Origin of the sequence: Neorhizobium huautlense (assembly GCF_030811685.1) — a bacterium.
Lineage (GTDB): Bacteria > Pseudomonadota > Alphaproteobacteria > Rhizobiales > Rhizobiaceae > Neorhizobium > Neorhizobium huautlense_A.
In genome coordinates this window covers 83,579-101,064 of record NZ_JAUSRF010000019.1, presented here as the reverse complement: position 1 = coordinate 101,064, position 17,486 = coordinate 83,579, and the positions used below count along the sequence as shown (strand labels likewise).

General features: G+C 57.2%; 12 protein-coding genes and 2 pseudogenes. 10 read left to right on the top strand and 4 right to left on the bottom strand.

Annotated features, from left to right (window positions below; genetic code table 11):
* The first annotated feature begins 445 nt into the window (after positions 1 to 445).
* From J2T09_RS22740 to J2T09_RS22725, 4 genes and pseudogenes are all read left to right on the top strand, one after another.
* Positions 446 to 1,774, top strand: coding sequence for a glycosyltransferase family 4 protein (locus tag J2T09_RS22740; RefSeq protein WP_306838854.1), 1,329 nt, complete (start codon positions 446 to 448; stop codon positions 1,772 to 1,774).
* The gene (locus tag J2T09_RS22735; protein ID WP_306838853.1) at positions 1,771 to 2,214 is read left to right on the top strand and encodes a hypothetical protein; all 444 of its coding nucleotides are present in this window, start codon (positions 1,771 to 1,773) and stop codon (positions 2,212 to 2,214) included. The genes J2T09_RS22740 and J2T09_RS22735 overlap by 4 nt, the downstream gene beginning before the upstream one ends.
* Before the next feature lie 30 nt (positions 2,215 to 2,244).
* Positions 2,245 to 4,923 (top strand): rhamnan synthesis F family protein, encoded by a 2,679-nt coding sequence (locus J2T09_RS22730; protein ID WP_306838851.1) that lies wholly within the window; start codon positions 2,245 to 2,247, stop codon positions 4,921 to 4,923.
* 446 nt (positions 4,924 to 5,369) lie between these two features.
* A pseudogene (locus tag J2T09_RS22725) lies at positions 5,370 to 6,427 on the top strand (IS3 family transposase).
* A 217-nt stretch (positions 6,428 to 6,644) separates the two neighbouring features.
* On the opposite strand, the pseudogene J2T09_RS22720 reads toward J2T09_RS22725, so the two are convergent.
* A pseudogene (locus J2T09_RS22720) lies at positions 6,645 to 6,773 on the bottom strand (integrase); the annotation flags it as partial.
* 97 nt (positions 6,774 to 6,870) lie between these two features.
* Here J2T09_RS22720 and J2T09_RS22715 point away from each other — a divergent pair.
* From J2T09_RS22715 to J2T09_RS22690, 6 genes are read left to right on the top strand one after another with little or no spacing between them, the layout of a single operon-like run.
* A complete protein-coding gene (locus tag J2T09_RS22715; RefSeq protein ID WP_306838849.1) occupies positions 6,871 to 7,917 on the top strand; it encodes a LacI family DNA-binding transcriptional regulator in 1,047 nt (348 codons plus the stop codon).
* Between the two features lie 26 nt (positions 7,918 to 7,943).
* Complete coding sequence (locus J2T09_RS22710) at positions 7,944 to 9,545, top strand: FAD-dependent oxidoreductase (protein ID WP_306838862.1); 1,602 nt, start codon at positions 7,944 to 7,946, stop codon at positions 9,543 to 9,545.
* 27 nt (positions 9,546 to 9,572) lie between these two features.
* Positions 9,573 to 10,856 (top strand): ABC transporter substrate-binding protein, encoded by a 1,284-nt coding sequence (locus J2T09_RS22705; RefSeq protein WP_306838846.1) that lies wholly within the window; start codon positions 9,573 to 9,575, stop codon positions 10,854 to 10,856.
* A gap of 10 nt (positions 10,857 to 10,866) precedes the next feature.
* Positions 10,867 to 11,799 carry a carbohydrate ABC transporter permease gene (locus J2T09_RS22700; protein WP_306838844.1) on the top strand — a complete coding sequence of 311 codons (933 nt, stop codon included), beginning with the start codon at positions 10,867 to 10,869 and terminating at the stop codon, positions 11,797 to 11,799.
* Positions 11,789 to 12,631, top strand: coding sequence for a carbohydrate ABC transporter permease (locus J2T09_RS22695; protein ID WP_306838842.1), 843 nt, complete (start codon positions 11,789 to 11,791; stop codon positions 12,629 to 12,631). Before J2T09_RS22700 ends, J2T09_RS22695 begins: the two co-directional genes overlap by 11 nt.
* 15 nt (positions 12,632 to 12,646) lie before the next feature.
* Positions 12,647 to 13,711, top strand: coding sequence for an ABC transporter ATP-binding protein (locus J2T09_RS22690; protein ID WP_306838840.1), 1,065 nt, complete (start codon positions 12,647 to 12,649; stop codon positions 13,709 to 13,711).
* Between the two features lie 169 nt (positions 13,712 to 13,880).
* Here the strand turns inward: J2T09_RS22690 and J2T09_RS22685 are convergent, their stop codons facing one another.
* From J2T09_RS22685 to uxuA, 3 genes are all read right to left on the bottom strand, one after another.
* On the bottom strand, positions 13,881 to 14,561 hold the full coding sequence (locus J2T09_RS22685; protein ID WP_306838838.1) for a GntR family transcriptional regulator: 681 nt from the start codon (positions 14,559 to 14,561) through the stop codon (positions 13,881 to 13,883).
* Between the two features lie 220 nt (positions 14,562 to 14,781).
* The gene (locus J2T09_RS22680) at positions 14,782 to 16,128 is read right to left on the bottom strand and encodes an MFS transporter (RefSeq protein WP_306838836.1); all 1,347 of its coding nucleotides are present in this window, start codon (positions 16,126 to 16,128) and stop codon (positions 14,782 to 14,784) included.
* A 138-nt stretch (positions 16,129 to 16,266) separates the two neighbouring features.
* A complete protein-coding gene (gene uxuA / locus J2T09_RS22675) occupies positions 16,267 to 17,457 on the bottom strand; it encodes a mannonate dehydratase (RefSeq protein WP_306838833.1) in 1,191 nt (396 codons plus the stop codon).
* Positions 17,458 to 17,486: the final 29 nt, after the last annotated feature.

Sequence of the window (17,486 nt, the reverse complement as noted above, 5' to 3'; positions counted from 1 at the left end):
TGGTCTTGGCGCTGCCATGAAGAAATTGGCCCATAGAGTGTCCCTCTGTGATCGCGACAATAATACGCCATCACACTGTGGGACTAAACACCTAGCTCTCGCTGCTTCTTCACAAGTCCGTCCTCGATGGGCGGGACAGCGGGAGGGGGGAGAAGCTGGAGGAACTATCAGTGGCAGGTCAATTCAAAAAGACGCTGCATTCTTGAGCCATCTGAAACATACGGTCAATCGATGCCAAAGGACGATGTTTTGCCATGCTGGACGCACCAGTATTCGCCGCATACCTTGAGGGGACGTTCTGCGGCAAAATCCGGGCGCTTCATTTCGCCGGACTGTCTAACAGGCTCTTATAGTTGGAGTGCCACGCGGCGAGTATCTGGAAATAAGGCCCGGAGTCGGCGCTGCTTGGTCTTCTGCAACTCACAGAATTGGATCAAATTACGGTATGAGTTTCATATTTTCGCTTATCAACAAATCACCAATGCTGTCGGCCGTTGCACGCAAAATTGCGAGACGTTTCCCTCGCGTAAAAAGTGCGGTCCTGAAAATGTCTTATGCTGCCGCGCTCTGGCAAATCAACCCTTTGGCAAAAGGAGGCAAAACCTACGATAAGAGCCTGAAAACCGTCATTCTCTGTGTTCATGACGGAAGCTTCACCGGAGCGCCTGTGCTTGGTTGGAATCTGGCACAGGGCCTCAGCGAAACACATAATGTGATTTGCATTATGCTTCACGGTGGCAAGCTGGCTGCCGATTTCATGCCCTTTTGTGTCGGTTTTGTCGTGCCGATGGCCGGTTCGATCGCCGATGCAGACCCGCAGGCCTTTGCGAACCGCATTCTGCGACCCATTCGCAGCGCATTCGGTCTCGACTATGTCGTTGCAAACAGCGTGGAGTCGGAAATTGCGGTCAGCGCCGCTGCGATAATGGATATTCCCTCTCTCTCGCTCATTCATGAATTCGCGGAATACACCTATCCGCCACGCCTGATCAAAGTGCTCAATTCCGCAGACAGGGTGGTGTTTTCCTCGCAATTGCTTGCATCGTCGGCGCGCGGCGCCACCGGACTTGTCCTGCCGCACGCCTTGATTGCTCCGCAAGGCAAGTGCTTGTTGCCCGCACATGATAATCAGCAGCACTCGTCCCATCTGGCATCGCTGCTGGCGGATCACAAAGATGGGGAGACATTTTTATGCATAGGTTGCGGCCACGTACAGATACGCAAGGGCGTCGATCTGTTTATTGCCGCAGCGACACAGGTTTTGGCAAAGGGTGTGAAGGCCAAATTCGTATGGGTTGGCGATGGGTATGACCCTGAGCGAGATTATTTCCTGAGTGTATGGTTGAAGGACCAGATACAACGCGGCGGGCATGCCGAGGGGATCACCATTCTTCCGGCGCTGTCGGCGGCGGATCTGAACACGCTCTACGAGCGAGCCGATGCAATGTTCCTCAGCTCACGCCTCGATCCGCTGCCCAACGTCGCCATCGACGCCTTGAGTGCGGGCCTGCCGGTTGTTTGCTTCGACAATGCCAGCGGGTTTTCGGACTACTTTCAGGAGGATGCGATGCTGCAACAGCTGGTTGTCCCGTATTTTGATTTCATAGCCGCAGCTGAAAGGATCTATGAAGTTGCAATGAGCCGAGAACTACGTGATAACTTGTCGCAAAGCGCCAGGGCACTGGCAAAACGGCGCTTTGACATGGATGCATATGTGAAGCTGCTGCTGGATTGCCTCGAAGAGGTATCCACTACTCCAAAGAACCACCAATGACGCAATATCTGATGGCTGGCGGGACTGGATTTGTCGGAAGAAGTCTGGCGGGCTTACTGCAAACTGAAGGATACAACGTCATCATTGCGGCGCGTACCAGTTCCCTGGACGCCGGTCTGCGCAGCTGGGCCGCATATGAGCCGCACCACAGTTTAACGATCTCCGGCATCTTCAAAGCGCAGTCGTGCGATGTTTTTCACCCGGACTGGTCGGCAATGTCGGGCTCATCTGGCGCAGGTCCTGCCTCTGATGTTGCCGCAGCGGATCCAGTGCGCTCGCCTGTGGTGGCTCGCCTCTTCTTGTCTGTGATCAAAGCTGAACCTGCTTGCGACATCGGCTCGGACGAAGGGCTAGGCTTTCAAGCACTCATTGAAGAAACAAGCGCGTATTTTTCTGGAGCGCCAGACGCCGGGCACGCCGCTGAAGACCTCTCGACATGACTTACGCCACGTTGCGCTCGGGGATCCCCAATGAAACACTATGTTCTTAAAGTACTGCGAAATGAAAGAAACAAGCGTATTGCCAAAGACATCGTTTCTCGTTCCCGACTGCTTGAGACATTATCTCAACGATTTTTATCGAAGCATCCCAAAAACCATATACCTGCAGTACAGAATGAAGAATGGCTGAACGAGATCATCGTCAGCGGGCTTTTCGATATTAATTTTTATCAAAACGCAACCGGAAGGGTTTTTGCTTCAAGTCGCGATGCGATACTCGACTATATAACGGACGGTGAGAAGCGATATCTACGGCCCAGCGCGCAGTTTGATCCGCTGGTTTATCGTTTCGGACATCAAGATCTCAGGGATCTGCAGTCATCTCTGTTGATGCATTATGTTCGGCATGGAAGGTATGAGAAACGACTGGCGGTACTGGATTTCGACGCCATTTCGTCGGCTGGCCGCCGTCCGTTCGAACGCTACCGGCCCACAGTCTTGCTAGCCTCTCATGAAGCCTCGATGACCGGAGCACCTATTCTGGGATGCAACATCGCCGAGCAACTTGCAACGAAATTCAATGTTATCAGTCTGATCATGAAGGATGGCATTCTCGTGGATGAATTTCACGAGCATTCCAGTTTGGTATTGCTCGCACCAGAAGGCGCGGCCGGATTAGATAGCAGCATCCTGCGCAGGGTCTTCCTCTCGGAGGTCAAGCAGCGTTTCGGACTTGATTATGTCATCGCAAATAGCATTGAGACCGCCAATATCGCAGCGGCGGCTCAGGAATTGAATGTTCCCGTGGTTTCGCTGATGCACGAATTCGCGGAATATGTCATTCCGCAGAAGCGCGTCCTTGATATGGTCGTCGGCTCCCAAATGATCGTGTTTTCTTCGAGCGTGACCGCCGCATCTGCGCTGAATTGCAATCTGTTCAACGGGTTTAGAAACTATCTCGTGTTGCCGCAGGGCAAATCGAAGATACCTGTAACCAGCTCTATACCCACCTCCCGACAACTTGCCGATCTGTTGCGGTTGCAATCGATAGAGAGACGCTTTCTCGTGATAGGTTGCGGGTTTGTCCAGATCAGAAAGGGCGTGGATATTTTCATTTCCACGGCACAACGGTTGGTACAAAAACTCGGGCGAGACAAAGTACGGTTCGTTTGGGTGGGCGACGGCTATGATCCCGAGAAGGACCTTTCCTATTCCATCTGGTTGCGTGACCAGATTGTCCGTGGTGGCCTTCAAGACCTTGTTACGATCATGCCCGGTGTTTCCGCCGATGATCTGGAAAATCTCTACATCGCTGCTGACGCGATGTTGATGAGTTCCAGGCTGGACCCATTTCCCAATGTTACCATCGATGCGATGCAGGCCGGCTTGCCCGTCGTTTCTTTTGAGAAGGCGTCCGGAACAGCAGAGTTCCTCAGGAATATCGCTCAATTCAAGCCGCTTGTTGCGCCGTATCTCGATGTCGAAGCCGCGGCAGACATTCTGGAAAGATTGGCGATCGACACGCATTTCCGTCGCGAAATCGGGGTGGCGCTGAAGGCTATGGCACTAGAGGCATTCGATATGCGCAGATATGTCAATAAGTTGATCGCTATTTTGGAAGACGCCAAGTCGATGTCTGCCCAGGAGCGGCTGGATTTCGACACGCTTAGCCAGGCTGGTGCCTTGTCCGACGCAGCAATTGGCGATGCACTCGGTGCGGTGTCTTCGCCAGACGAGAAGATCAAGAAGTATCTGCGTTTCGCCGCCTCCGGCGTCGAAGGAGTGGATCGTATCTACCGGCGGCCAGTCATGGGCTTTTCGCCGCATATTTATCTTGAACATCACCCGGAGCTGAACAAGGCTCCCTTTGAAAATCATCTTGCACATTGGATCCGTAACGGGCGCCCGGAAGGGCGCTGGTTCAGACATATCATCCGCTTAGGCGCAGAACCCAAAGTTACAAAAACGCCCAGCAAGCTTAAAGTCGCCTTGCACATCCATCTGCACTATCCCGAAATCCTGGACGAGATACTGAAACGTATCCAGCACAACCTCGCCAAGCCGGATCTGCTCATCAGTGTCACGTCTGACAAAGGCTTGTCCTACGTTTCCCGGAGACTGGCGGGCTACAAGAAGGCAAGGACTGTCATTCGGCGCGTACCGAATCTAGGCCGAGATCTGGGGCCGATGATCACCGAATATGGCGCAATGCTTGATGACTATGATGTCGTCGGGCATATCCATGGAAAGAAAAGCGTTGATATTGGCGGGAGTGGAGCAACGGCACAGCCAGGCGATATCTGGCGCGAATTTCTTTTCGAAAATCTAATCGGCGGCAAGGCGGCTGCGATCGACGAGATACTGGCCGCATTCGAGCAACGCAGTGATCTCGGGCTCGTCTTTCCAGAAGACCCAAACGTGGTTGGCTGGACCGAAAACTACCTGCCGGCGACGGAACTCTGCGAGAGGCTCGGTGTGCATGCGGATCTGCCCCGCACCATTGAGTTCCCGGTTGGCAACATGTTTTACGCCCGTCCCCGTGCATTGGCGCCAATATTCAATTCCGGCTTGAGATGGGATGACTATCCCGAAGAGCCTCTGGGCTACGACGGGACCATGCTCCACGCCTTGGAGCGAATAACGCCGACTGTTTGCGAAGCACAGGGATATCGATGGGTCACCACAGAGGTGGAGGGCTTCAACCGATAGGGCGGAAGTCCACGTCGTGCGCGAGAAACAGCAAGGTGGCCTGCGTGTGGTGCTGGCTTCTTGCCGTTTCGTTCGCGTAACCTCAATCCGGTCAAAGAGCCGTTCTCGAACCCAAATATTGGATGTGAAGTTCACAAAAGCGCTGCATTGACGACACATGGCGGCATATCGCGAGAGCGCGTCGACACGATCGAGCACGCCGAAGGCACAAAATGTCGCATAAACGGTAACCGATTTTCCACTCCCGCGTTGTCCTCGCCGCCTTAACCTGTAATCGCCTATCCATGGACGAGCAACGGGAGTTTCTCCATGGAGAGTACATTGGAGGTCCTCACGACCAGAAAGTCTGGACGTTAGGCTCATCGGCATTGGCCGGGTCAATCTCGCGGCAAATAACGGGCTTCAAAAGTAGAATTTTCTCGGGCTTTATGAACGAGGAGATTTTGATGAAGATGAGCAGATTCGGTGAACCGCAAATCCTTGCCATCTTGCGTCAGGCGGAAGGCGGCGTCCCCGTGCCTGATTTGTGCCGGGAGCATGGAATGAGCACGACGTCGTTCTACAAATGGTGCGCCAAATATGGCGGTATGGACGCGTCCATGATCAGCCAGATGTAGTCACTGGAAGACGAAAGCCGACGGTTGAAGAAGATGTATGCCGAGATGAGCATGCAAGGTGAGCTGCTCAAAGAGGCTTTGGGAAAAAGTGACACGGCCATCTCAACGCCGGGAGATGGCCGGAAAAGCAGTGGCGTTGCGTGGGGTGAGCATCGCGCTCGCCTGCCGCACCTTTAGTGTCAGCGAGACCTGCTATGGTTTTAGCGCCAAGCTGACCGACGATAACGAGGAGATCGCCGATCTGCTCATCGGATTAACGCGGGTCAAGAAGAACTGGGGCTTCGGCCTGTGCTTTCTCTACCTGCGCAATGTCCGTGGGCATCGCCGGAACCACAAGCGGGTCTGTCGCAAGCTTGAGTTGAACCTGAGGGGCAAGCCACGCAGGCGCCTGAAGCGGGACAAACCCGATGCATTGCCCGTGGTCTGGTCCATAGATTTCATTGCGAATCGCCTCGAGGACGGCAGGTAGTTTCGGCTGCTGAATGTTCTGGACGACTTCAATCGCGAGGGATTGGGCATTGAGGTGGATTCTTCGTTGCCTGCCGAGCGCGTCATCCGCAGCCTGAACCAGATCATCGAATGGCGCGGCAAGCCTATGGCCATACAGGCGGACAACGGTCCGGAATATGTCAGCGGTAAGCTGATGGAATAGGCAGAGAAACGGGGAATAGCCTTGAGCCACATCCAGCCAGGCAAGCCCCAACAGAACGCCTACGTCGAACGTTACAACCGTACGGTTCGGCACGAGTGGCTAGACCAGTACATCATCGAAAGCATTGAGGAGGCGCAAGCCTTTGCCCGCAGTGGCCATGGTCCTACAACAATGAACGGCCCAACATGAGCATAGGCGGCATACCCCCGCACAGAAATTCAAAATGACCGCGTGATTTCTACGAACAAGCCCCGCTAAGAATGGGGGGGCAAAAAATGAAATGGACGCGACAGGAAAACAGCTAGCTCAGCGGCAATCGTCCGATTGACCTTGTTGAAACAGACGAGGGTGCGGCAGAAGTCTTCGCCTATATCGAGGGATACATTCGCGAAAGGCTGAACACCTATCCCGTACCGGAAACGCCACCATCGATTTGACTGTGACGTCTGCGATCAGTTCAGCAACCGCGCCGCCTTCCCACTGCGTCGTGTTGCGCTGTTGTCATAGCTCGAAGCCTGTTGCGCAGACCGATGCCTCGACTGCTCCATCGCTTCCGGTAGCGGTATGCCGCGATTGGAAGCCCCGATGGTCACTTGACAAAACCTGAGATCACTGTGCTAATGCGCATTAACAGCTAATACGTATTAGCAGTTTTCGGGATGCTTGGGAGGGCGTCGCGTGACAGGGCACAAGCGACTGACTCAAAACGACATTGCGAAACTTGCCGGCGTAAGTCAGGCTACGGTTTCCCTTGTTCTGAACGGTGCGCCGACAGCGCTGGCGCGCATTCCAGCCGAGACGCGCGAACGCGTTCAGGCGGTGATCCAGACGACCGGTTACGTCGCCGACCCGATCGCGAGGCGCATGGCCAAGGGGCTCAATCGCATTCTCGGCGTCTTTACTTACGAGCCGGCCTTCCCGAGCGCGCAGGCGGACTTTTTCACGCCCTTTCTGCTCGGGATCGAGGAAGAGGCGCAGCACCAGAACTACGATCTCCTGCTTCTGACCAGCGCCGGTGTCGGCAACAATCGCAAGATCTTTTCCGAAAACAACCGGCTCCGGATCGCTGATGGCTGCCTCGTGCTCGGCCGTGAATTCGACCGCAAGGAACTTGCCCGGCTGGTGACGGAAGACTACCCGTTCGTGGCGATCGGGCGCCGCGATGATGTAGGCGGGCCGGTTCCTTACGTCGGTGGCGATTATGAGGCCGCCACGCGCCACCTCGTCGAAATGGCCGTTTCGCTCGGCCATTCGCAGCTTGCTTATATCGGTCCGGAAGGTCCAGCTGAATCCATCGTAGATCGCTGGCGGGGCTTTGTCTCGACGCTGGGCGAGGGGGGCGAGCTTGCCCTGCATGTCGATGCCGTCAACCGGCCGGCCGGCGAGATCCTCGATGGGATCGTGTCGAGCGGTGCCACGGCCGCCTTCTTCATCGAACTGGCGGATGCCGTGCGCGTTGAGGCCGCAGCGCGCGAGCGCGGGCTGTCGGTGCCGCAGGATTTCTCGATGGTCGTGCTCGGCAGCCATATCCGCGCTGGCCGCAGCCCTGTGCGGTTCACTTCCTACGACATTCCGCGCGAGGAGATGGGACGGCAGGCGACGGCCATGCTGGTGAACCGCATCGAAACGGCAAGTGCCGGCAGCCAGATCCTTCTGACCTGCGAGCCCGTCGAGGGCGAGACATTGGGCCCCTGTCCTTCAAATCCGGCGAAACGCGCCCAGTAGAAAACGGATGGAATGACGTGAAAGAGATGCGAGCAGATATTCTTGTAGTAGGTGGCGGTCTCGGCGGTGTAGCGGCGGCCTTAGGGGCCGCGCGTGGAGGACGTCGCGTGATCATGACCGAGGAATACGACTGGATCGGCGGCCAGCTGACCAGCCAGGCCGTTCCTTCCGACGAGCACAGCTGGGTCGAACAGTTCGGCATCACCCGATCCTACCGGAAGCTGCGCAACGGCGTGCGGCAATATTACCGCGACCACTATCCGCTGACAGAGGGTGCCCGCGCCTGGGGCGATCTCAATCCCGGCGGCGGCTGGGTGAGCCGCATCTGCGCGGAACCGCGCGTGAGCCTGGCGGTCATGGAAAGCATGCTGATGCCGTATATCGGTGCCGACCGGCTGACCGTTCTCAAGCCCTACCGGCCGGTCGCAGCCGATGTCGAGGGCGATACGGTCCGATCCGTCACCGTTCGTCATCGCGATACGGGTGTCGAGATCGTCATTTCCGCCGATTACATTCTCGATGCCACCGAACTCGGCGATCTCCTGCCGATGACCGGTACCGAATATGCCAAGGGTTTCGAGGCGCAATCCGACACCGGCGAGCCGAGCGCACCGGGAGAAGCCCAGCCGGACAACGTTCAGGCCGTGTCGATCTGCTTTGCCATCGATCATGTCGATGGCGACCAGACGATCAACAAGCCGGACAATTACGATTACTGGCGCAAGTATCAGCCGCATTTCTGGGGCGGGCCGCTGCTCGGCTTCACCGCGCCGCATCCGCGCACGCTGGAGCACACCACCCGTTCCTTTACACCGAACCCCGACGACGATCCATTGGCTGTCGATGCCGACCAGCGCAAGGGCGGCGGCGACGAGAACCTCTGGATCTTCCGGCGCATCGCCGCCCGCAAGAATTTCGCGCCCGGATTTTACCAGTCGGACATCTGCCTCGTGAACTGGCCGATGATCGACTACATGGACGGCACGATCATCGACGTGTCGGAAGAGGAAAAGGCGCGCCATCTGAAGGCCGCAGCCGACCTTTCCTATTCGGTCTTCTACTGGCTGCAGACGGAGGCACCGCGCCTCGACGGTGGCCAGGGTTTCCGGGGCCTGCGCCTGCGCGGCGACATCACAGGTACCGATCACGGCCTCGCCATGGCGCCCTATGTGCGCGAAGGCCGCCGCATCAAGCCGATCACCCGCATCGTCGAGCAGGATCTGTCCTATACGGTCCGCGGGGACAAGGGCGCGGTTCGTTATCGCGACAGCGTCGGCATAGGCATGTATCGCATCGACCTGCACCCCTCGACCGGCGGCGACAATTACGTCGACGTTCCGTCCTGCCCGTTCGAGATCCCGCTCGGTTCTCTCTTGCCGCAGCGGGTGAAGAACCTCATCCCGGCCGGAAAAAACATCGGCACGACGCATATCACCAACGGCTGCTACCGGCTGCATCCGGTCGAGTGGAATATCGGCGAAGTCGCCGGAATGCTCGCATCATACTGCCTCGACCAAGGACTGACGCCGCATCAGGTGCAGGCGCAGGACGCGCATCTTCATGATTTCCAGGCGGCGCTGACCCGCGAGGGCATTGAAATACGGTGGCCGGATATCGCGGCCTACTGATCACCCATCTTTGGAGGAGGACTGGGAATGCTTCATTATCGGAATTTGAAATCGACGGCCTGCACACTGTTGAGCGTGGGGGCAGTCATCGGATCGTTCGCCTGGGGCGGTGCTGCCCATGCGCAGAGCGCGGTCAATCTGCGCATGACGATCTGGAGCGCCAACGAGGCGCATCTGAAACTGTTCAACGAGATCGCGGCTGGTTTCAAGCAGGAACACCCCAACGTCACGGTCACCTACGAGTCGCTGCCGTTCGAAACCTATACGACGGCGCTGACCACCCAGATTGCCGGCGGCAATGCACCCGACATGGCCTGGATTTTTGAGACCTCGGCATATGACTTCGTCAAGTCGGGCGCGCTTTATCCGCTGAGCGACACGCTGAAGGCAGCGGAAGGTTTCAATCTCGACGAGGTGAGCGCCGGCGCGACCGAGCGCTGGATGCAGGACGGCACGCTCTACGCCTATCCCTTCTCCACCTCGCCGTTTGCGATGTTTGTCAACAACGATCTCGTCAAGGCGGCAGGCGCCAAGACACCGGCCGAGATGGTCGCTGCCGGCGAATGGACCTGGGACAAGGCCATAGCCACGGCTTCGGCGGTCGCGGAGACGGGCAAGGGCGGGCTCGTCGTCCGCGATTTCAACTACCAGGCCTGGCAATACCTGACATCGGTGTGGAACGGCTGGGGCGCTTCGCCCTGGAGCGAAGACGGCAAGACCTGCACCATGGCGGAAAAGCCGATGGCGGATGCGCTCGCATTCATCCACGACGTGGTATTCACGAAAAAGGCGATGCCCGGACCCGGCGAGACGGTCGATTTCTTCGCCGGCAACGCGGCGATGACGATCACCCAGATCAGCCGCGCCTCGCTTCTGCCGAAGGACAAGCCGTTCGACTGGGATCTGGTGCCGCTGCCGAAAGGCCCAGCCGGTGAATACGCGTTGATCGGCCAGGCCGGTGTCGGTGTGATGCAGTCGGGCAAGAACGCAGAAACGGCGGCCGAATTCGTCGCCTACATGACCAACCCGGAAAACTCGGCCAAGCTTAGCCAGTTCTTCCCGTCGGCACGCAAATCCCTGCTCAATGCCGAGGTACTTAAGAAGACCAACCCGCTGCTCTCCGAAGAGCAGATCGACAAGGTCGTCATCGCCGGCATCGCCAACGGCAAGGTCATGCCCGGCCATACCGGCTTTGCGCAGATCCAGCAGATGGTGCGCTCCAATCTCGACGCCGTCTGGCGACCGGAAGCAGACGTGCCGGGCACGCTCCAGAAAATCTGCGGCCAGATCGGGCCGCTTCTGAAGCGCTGAGGAGGGCGCCATGGCTGTCGCGCAGGAAAACGCTCGTGCGGAAGGTCGCTCCTTCTCGCCGTTCTGGACCATCGCGCGGCGCGACAGCCTCGCCGGCTTCCTCTTCATCGCCCCGCAACTGGTCGGCATCATTGCCTTCGTGCTGATCCCGCTTGGGCTGGTCTTCTGGTATTCGCTGCACGAGTGGAACGTTCTGGCCAATACCTTCACCTATACCGGCGGGCAGAACTACCGGATGCTGATCGAGGACGAGAGCTTGCTCGAAGTCCTCGGTGCTACGGCGATCTTCTCGGCCGGGCTCGTTATTTTGAACATGTCGCTCGCCCTGCTGCTGGCGGTGTTGCTGAACCAGAAACTGGCCGGTATCGCGATCTTCCGCACGTTGTTCTTCTCGCCCGTCGTCGTCTCGCTGGTCGCGTGGACGATTGTCTGGGGTTTCCTCTTGCAGAAGAACGGCGGCATCAACGGCATGCTTCTGATGCTCGGCATCGAAGGGCCGAACTGGTTGCGCGAGGAAACCACCGCGATGATCTCGGTGATCGTTGTGCAGGTGTTCAAGAACGTGGGCTTGAACATGATCCTTTTTCTCGCCGCGTTGCAGGGCGTGCCGAAGGAGCTGTACGAAGCTGCCCGCATCGACGGCGCTCCGGCCTTCAAGCAGTTCCGCCGCATCACCCTGCCGCTGATCAGCCCGACCATTCTCTTGACCTCGATCATCACCATTGTAGGCTCGCTGCAGGTCTTCGCCCAGATCGCGGTGCTGACGCAGGGCGGACCGGGTCTGTCGACCACCGTGCTCGTCTATTACCTCTACCAGCAGGCCTTCCAGTTCCATTTCTTCGGTTACGGCTCGACGCTGTCGATCCTGCTTTTTGCGATCGTCGCTATCCTGACTTTCGCCCAGTGGCAGATGCGAAAGAGGATCGTGTTCTATGAAAGCTGAGCTTTCCCCCCGCACGAGAACCGCACTTTACGGACTGATGTGCGTGCTGCTGATCCCCTTCGTCTTTCCGACCTGGTGGATGGTGACCTCGTCCATCAAGCCGATCAGCGATATCTTCGCTTTTCCGCCGCAGCTCATCCCGCAGAGCTATGACTGGACGACCTATTCCAAGGTCTTCGAACTGCAGCCCTTCGTGCGGCAATACTGGAATTCTGCCTATATCGCCGCTCTCGTGACGGTCGGCACAATGGTCGTCTCTTCGATGGCTGGATATGCCTTTGCCAGGATCAGGTTCCCCTATGCCAACACGATCTTCATGATCGTGCTGCTCGGCTTGCTGATCCCGTCGGAAGTGACGATCGTGCCGCTGTTCCAGATGTTTCTGAAGGCAGGCATGGTCAACACCCACTGGCCGCTGATCCTTGTGCCGATCTTCGGCGCGCCGAGCGTATTCGCCACCTTCGTCATGCGGCAATTCTTCGTGACGCTGCCGGCAGAACTGGAGGAGGCGGCGCGTGTCGATGGTCTTGGTCGGTTCAAGATCTTCGCTAAGATCGCGTTGCCGCTGGCCAAGCCGGCACTGGCCTCGGTGGCTATCTTCACCTTCCTGCACTCCTGGAACCTGTTCCTCGAACCGATCGTGTTCCTGTCGAGCGCTGAGATGTTCACGCTGCCGCAGGCGCTCACCCAATATACCGACGCCTATGGCGGGCCGATGTGGAACATCCAGCTTGCCGCCGCGACACTGACGGCACTGCCCGTCCTCATCGTCTTCGTGATTGCCCAGAAGCAGTTCGTCGAAGGTCTCGCCCATACCGGCCTTAAAGGCTGAGAACCGGATCAGATCATGGCAGACGTTACCCTTTCCGACATCCGCAAGAGCTACGGTGCTCTGAAGACCATACATGGTGTCAACCTCGATATCCGCGACGGCGAGTTCGTCGTTCTCGTCGGGCCGTCCGGCTGCGGCAAGTCCACGCTTCTCAGAATGATCGCAGGTCTTGAGACCATCACCGATGGTACGCTGAAGATCGGCGACCGGAGGGTGAATGATCTCGATCCCAAGGATCGCGATATCGCCATGGTGTTCCAGTCCTACGCGCTTTATCCGCACATGACGGTGGCAACGAACATGGGCTTTTCGCTGGAACATCGCGGTGCCAACAAGGCGGAGATCAACGAGCGGGTGAACTGGGCGGCCGGCATATTGGGCCTCACCAACCTTCTCGATCGCTATCCGCGCCAGCTCTCCGGCGGCCAGCGACAGCGCGTTGCGATGGGCCGCGCGATCGTCCGCAATCCGCAGGTTTTCCTGTTCGACGAGCCGCTGTCGAACCTCGACGCGAAGCTGCGTGTGGTGATGCGCGGGGAGATCAAGGCGCTGCACCGGAGGCTGAAGACGACCACCATCTATGTTACCCACGACCAGGTGGAGGCGATGACCATGGCCGACAGGATCGTCGTGCTGAACGGCGGCAGGGTCGAGCAGATCGGTGCGCCGCTCGATCTCTACGATCGCCCGGCCAACCAGTTCGTGGCCGGCTTCATCGGTTCGCCATCGATGAATTTCCTCACCGGCACGATTACCGAGCAAGGCTTCCAAACATCAGACGTCGTTTTGCCGCTGCCTGCGTCGAAAGGCACCGTTATGGGGCAGGCAATTGTCTACGGCATTCGTCCAGAGCATTTTCGATTGAATGATCATCCCGGCCGCGCGAGTGTTTCTGCTGAAATCGTGCTCATCGAGCCGATGGGGTCTGAGACCCAGGTGACGATGAGGTTGGGAGACACCCAGGTAATCGGTGTCTTTCGTGAGCGGATCAGCGGTACGACTGGCGACATCATAAATATCTCGCTGGATATCGACGCCATTCACCTTTTTTCAGGAGATGGCGCCATTCGCCTGAACTGATGGCGCATCATCAAGCAGTCACGCGCTTGCGTGCGATTGCATGTTTGGGTGAATGGCTCGATTCCGGTCAAGGTGTAAATAGCGGCGATTGAACGCCGAAGTTCGACTGACATTAAGGTTGGTGAAACACGTATTTACAATGCCAGCATACCTGCAGGCGAATCCGTGATCATTTTTTCTTCCGTGAGGGAAGTTTTGGTTTCTCGTCCTGAAGGCCAAGTTTTTCTATATTGGCAAATACTGTTCTGAGATGGCCGCGGAGACTGACAGCTGCGCCTTCAGCATCACCGGCAATGATGGCTTCGGCAATGCGGGTATGTTCTTCGAGGATCGAATTAACCCGGCTTGCATCGTGGATGGTAAGATAGCGTACCCGGTCGAATTGGGTCTTTGCCCGCAGGATTGCGTTCCAGGCGGCCGTATACCCGGCGAGTTCGGCAATCAGTGCATGAAAAACATTGTCGAGCCGGTAGAACTCACCGGCGTCAGTGGCGGCGGCAGCCTGTTCGCGAATGTTCTTACGGATCCGCTCGCGACCTTCGTCATCGATGCGTTTGGCTGCATCCACAACCAGCGCACATTCAAGGTGCTCACGAACATACTGACCGACCCTGACGGCCTCTAGCGAAATTGGGGCCACGAACGTGCCAAAGTGGGGATAGATGATGACAAGCTCTTCCTCCGAGAGCTTGATCAGCGCTTCACGAACAGGGGTCCTGCTGACTTCGAGTTGTTCGCAAAGATCGGCTTCGGACAGCGGCGCGTCAGGCGGCAGTCGACCGCTGATAATATCCTCCCGGATTTTTTCGAACACCTGGTTCGTCAATCTGGAACGGCTGCGATCCAACATGACATATCTCTTCTGCTAAATTCCGGGGCAGCGCGTGATGCCGCCGAGAGATTGATATATCGATGGCATCCAGCGTAGTAAACCGTTGGCCGTGGCGTGCGAGCGCGCCGGAATGGCAAAGATCTGCTGGTTGCAAGAGAGCACCCCTGGTCTTAAGGTCAGGGGTGCCTGCAGTAACGATCAGTCAAGGCGATGTTGCTGGCCTTGTGCGCGTTGTTTTTCAATCGAGCTTTTCGGAGTGCCCCCAGGAGTGAAGCTCGCCCTTCAACCGGCGAGGTGCTGTTTCGGGCATCATCATCAGACCAATGATCGAAAGCACGCCCAGAACGATAACATAGATGGCAAGGCCGTAATAATGACCGCCGGTTACCTGCAGGATCTTGACTGCCACCAGGCCGAGGATACCGCTGCCGATCAGTGAACCAATCTGCCAGATCAAGGCAATGCCGCTGCACCGGATATGCGTCGGGAACAGTTCCGGGAAGAAGGACGCCTGCGGCGCATAGCACATGCTGTGACCGAGCGTCAGAACCAGAATCATGACGATCTGCGTCAGCAGGAAACTGTCCTGATTGACGGCCAGGAAGAACGGAATGATCATGACGACCTGCAGGACGGCGCCCATGATGTAGACCGGTCTCCGACCGATCTTGTCCGAGAGATGCCCCATGAGGGGAATGGCGAATATCTCGAGCGCGACGGCCACGATCATCGTGTTCATCAACACGTTCTCATTGAGGCCATTGGCCTTGCCGTAGGCCAGAATGATGACGGTGAACATGGCAAAGGTGCATGCTTCAACCAGTTTGGCGCCGACGCCCTTGACGACAATACCTGGAAAGTCGCGAATGACTTCGACAACGGGGCGTGACTCGGCAGCTTTGGTTTCGCGGATTTGCGCAAAAACCGGTGATTCATCGATTTTGAGGCGGATAAAAAGACCGACGATAACGAGGAGGAGACTCAGCAAGAACGGGATACGCCATCCCCATGCCATCATCTGCTCATGTGTGAGCAAGCCGTTCAAGAGCGCAAACAGCGCCAGAGGCATAAGGAAACCAAGGGGTGCGCCGATCTGCACCCAACTGGCGAAGAAACCTCTGCGTTTGGGCTCGGAGTATTCGGCCGTCATGAGGACGGCTCCTGCCTGCTCTCCGCCGACGCCAAACCCTTGCAGGACGCGAATAAAGATCAGCAAGGCGGGCGCCCAGATACCTATGCTTTCATAGGTGGGTAGAAGGCCGATACAAAACGTACCCAGGCCGACGATCAGAATAGTGATGACGAGTGCCTTCTTGCGGCCGACCTTGTCGCCAACGTGGCCGAATACGATGCCGCCGAGCGGGCGTGCAAGGAAACCGACGGCATAGGTGGCGAACGCAGCAAGCGTGCTGACCAATGGATCGGCGCTGGGGAAGAATAGTGGCCCGAAAAACAGCACTGCTGCCGTTCCGTAGGCAAAGAAATCGTAATATTCTGCAGCAGTGCCAATGGCTGATGCCGTGGCTACTCGCCTGGTAAGCTTTCTGCTGTCGTCAAGCGGTTCGCTGGCTGACATATAACTCATCATTTTCTCCCTATCGATCAAGCACCAAAAGCCTGAGCGGATTTCCTGGTCTTATGCGGCGTGGCATTGTGCTCACGCCGCACCTCCTGCCGCGGCACGGTCTACTTTGCGGATGGCCCTGCCGGAGCGTTATTCATGTCAGGCAATACGTTTGTCTCTGAATGCCTGGACGGTCTGCATGACACCTCTCAGTTCAGCCAACCCCTTGAGGCGGCCGACAAAGGAATAACCGGGGTTCATGGTCTGGCCGACTTCGTCACCGAGAAGGTGACCATGGTCTGGCCGCATCGGAATTTGCGGCACCGGATGGCCGATTGCTGCGCGCCGATCCTCTTCGGCCATCATCGCGGCGGTCACGGCGATCAGATCGGTATCGCCGCCGAGATGGTCTGCTTCGTAAAACGAGCCGTCCGGTTCATGCGTGGTATTGCGCAGATGGACAAAGTGGATGCGTGAGGCGAATTCCTTGGCCATTGCGGGAAGATCGTTCTGCCGGTTTGATCCGAAGGAACCAGTACACAATGTCAAGCCGCACGCCTCCTGCGGCACGCCCTTGAACAAGGCGCGCACATCGTCAGCATTTGACATCACCCGGGGCAGGCCGAATATCGGGAAGGAAGGATCATCCGGGTGAATGCACAAGCGCGCACCTTCTTCTTCCGCAACAGGCGTAATTTCGCGCAGAAACTCGATCAAATTGGCGCGAAGGTCTTCGGCCCCGATTGTCTGGTAGACTTCGAGCATGTCTTTGAAAGTCGTGCGCGTGTAGGCGAAATCGCGTGCCGGCAACCAGTCGATCAGCGTGCGTTCCAGCTCTGCGACGTACTCATCGCTCATTGCATTGAAACGCGTTTCGGCTGCCCGTGCATGCTCCGGCGAGTATGAGCTGTCTGCACCTTTGCGCTTGAGAACGAACAGATCGTAGGCCGCGAAATCAACGCTGTCGTAACGCAGTGCATACCCACCATTCGGCAGGGGGTACATAAGATTGGTGCGGCTCCAATCCGTGATAACCATGAAATTGTAGCAGATGACCTTGACGCCGGCGCGCGCAACGTTGCGGATAGATTGCTTGTAGTTGTCGATCTTTTCCCGGAAGTTTCCTGTGCGGGTCTTGATCTCTTCACCGACGCCAATGCTTTCGACGACTGACCAGTTCAGGTTCGCGGCCTCGATCATAGCCTTACGTTTTGCGATTTCGTCAGCAGGCCAGATGCCGCCCCGGTTCAGTTGGTGAAGAGCGGTGACGATGCCTGTGGCACCGGCCTGACGTGCCTTTTGAAGGCTGACGGGATCCTCGGGACCGAACCAACGCCATGTCTGTTCCATTGAATTTCTCCTTATCTTATCGTCGGACT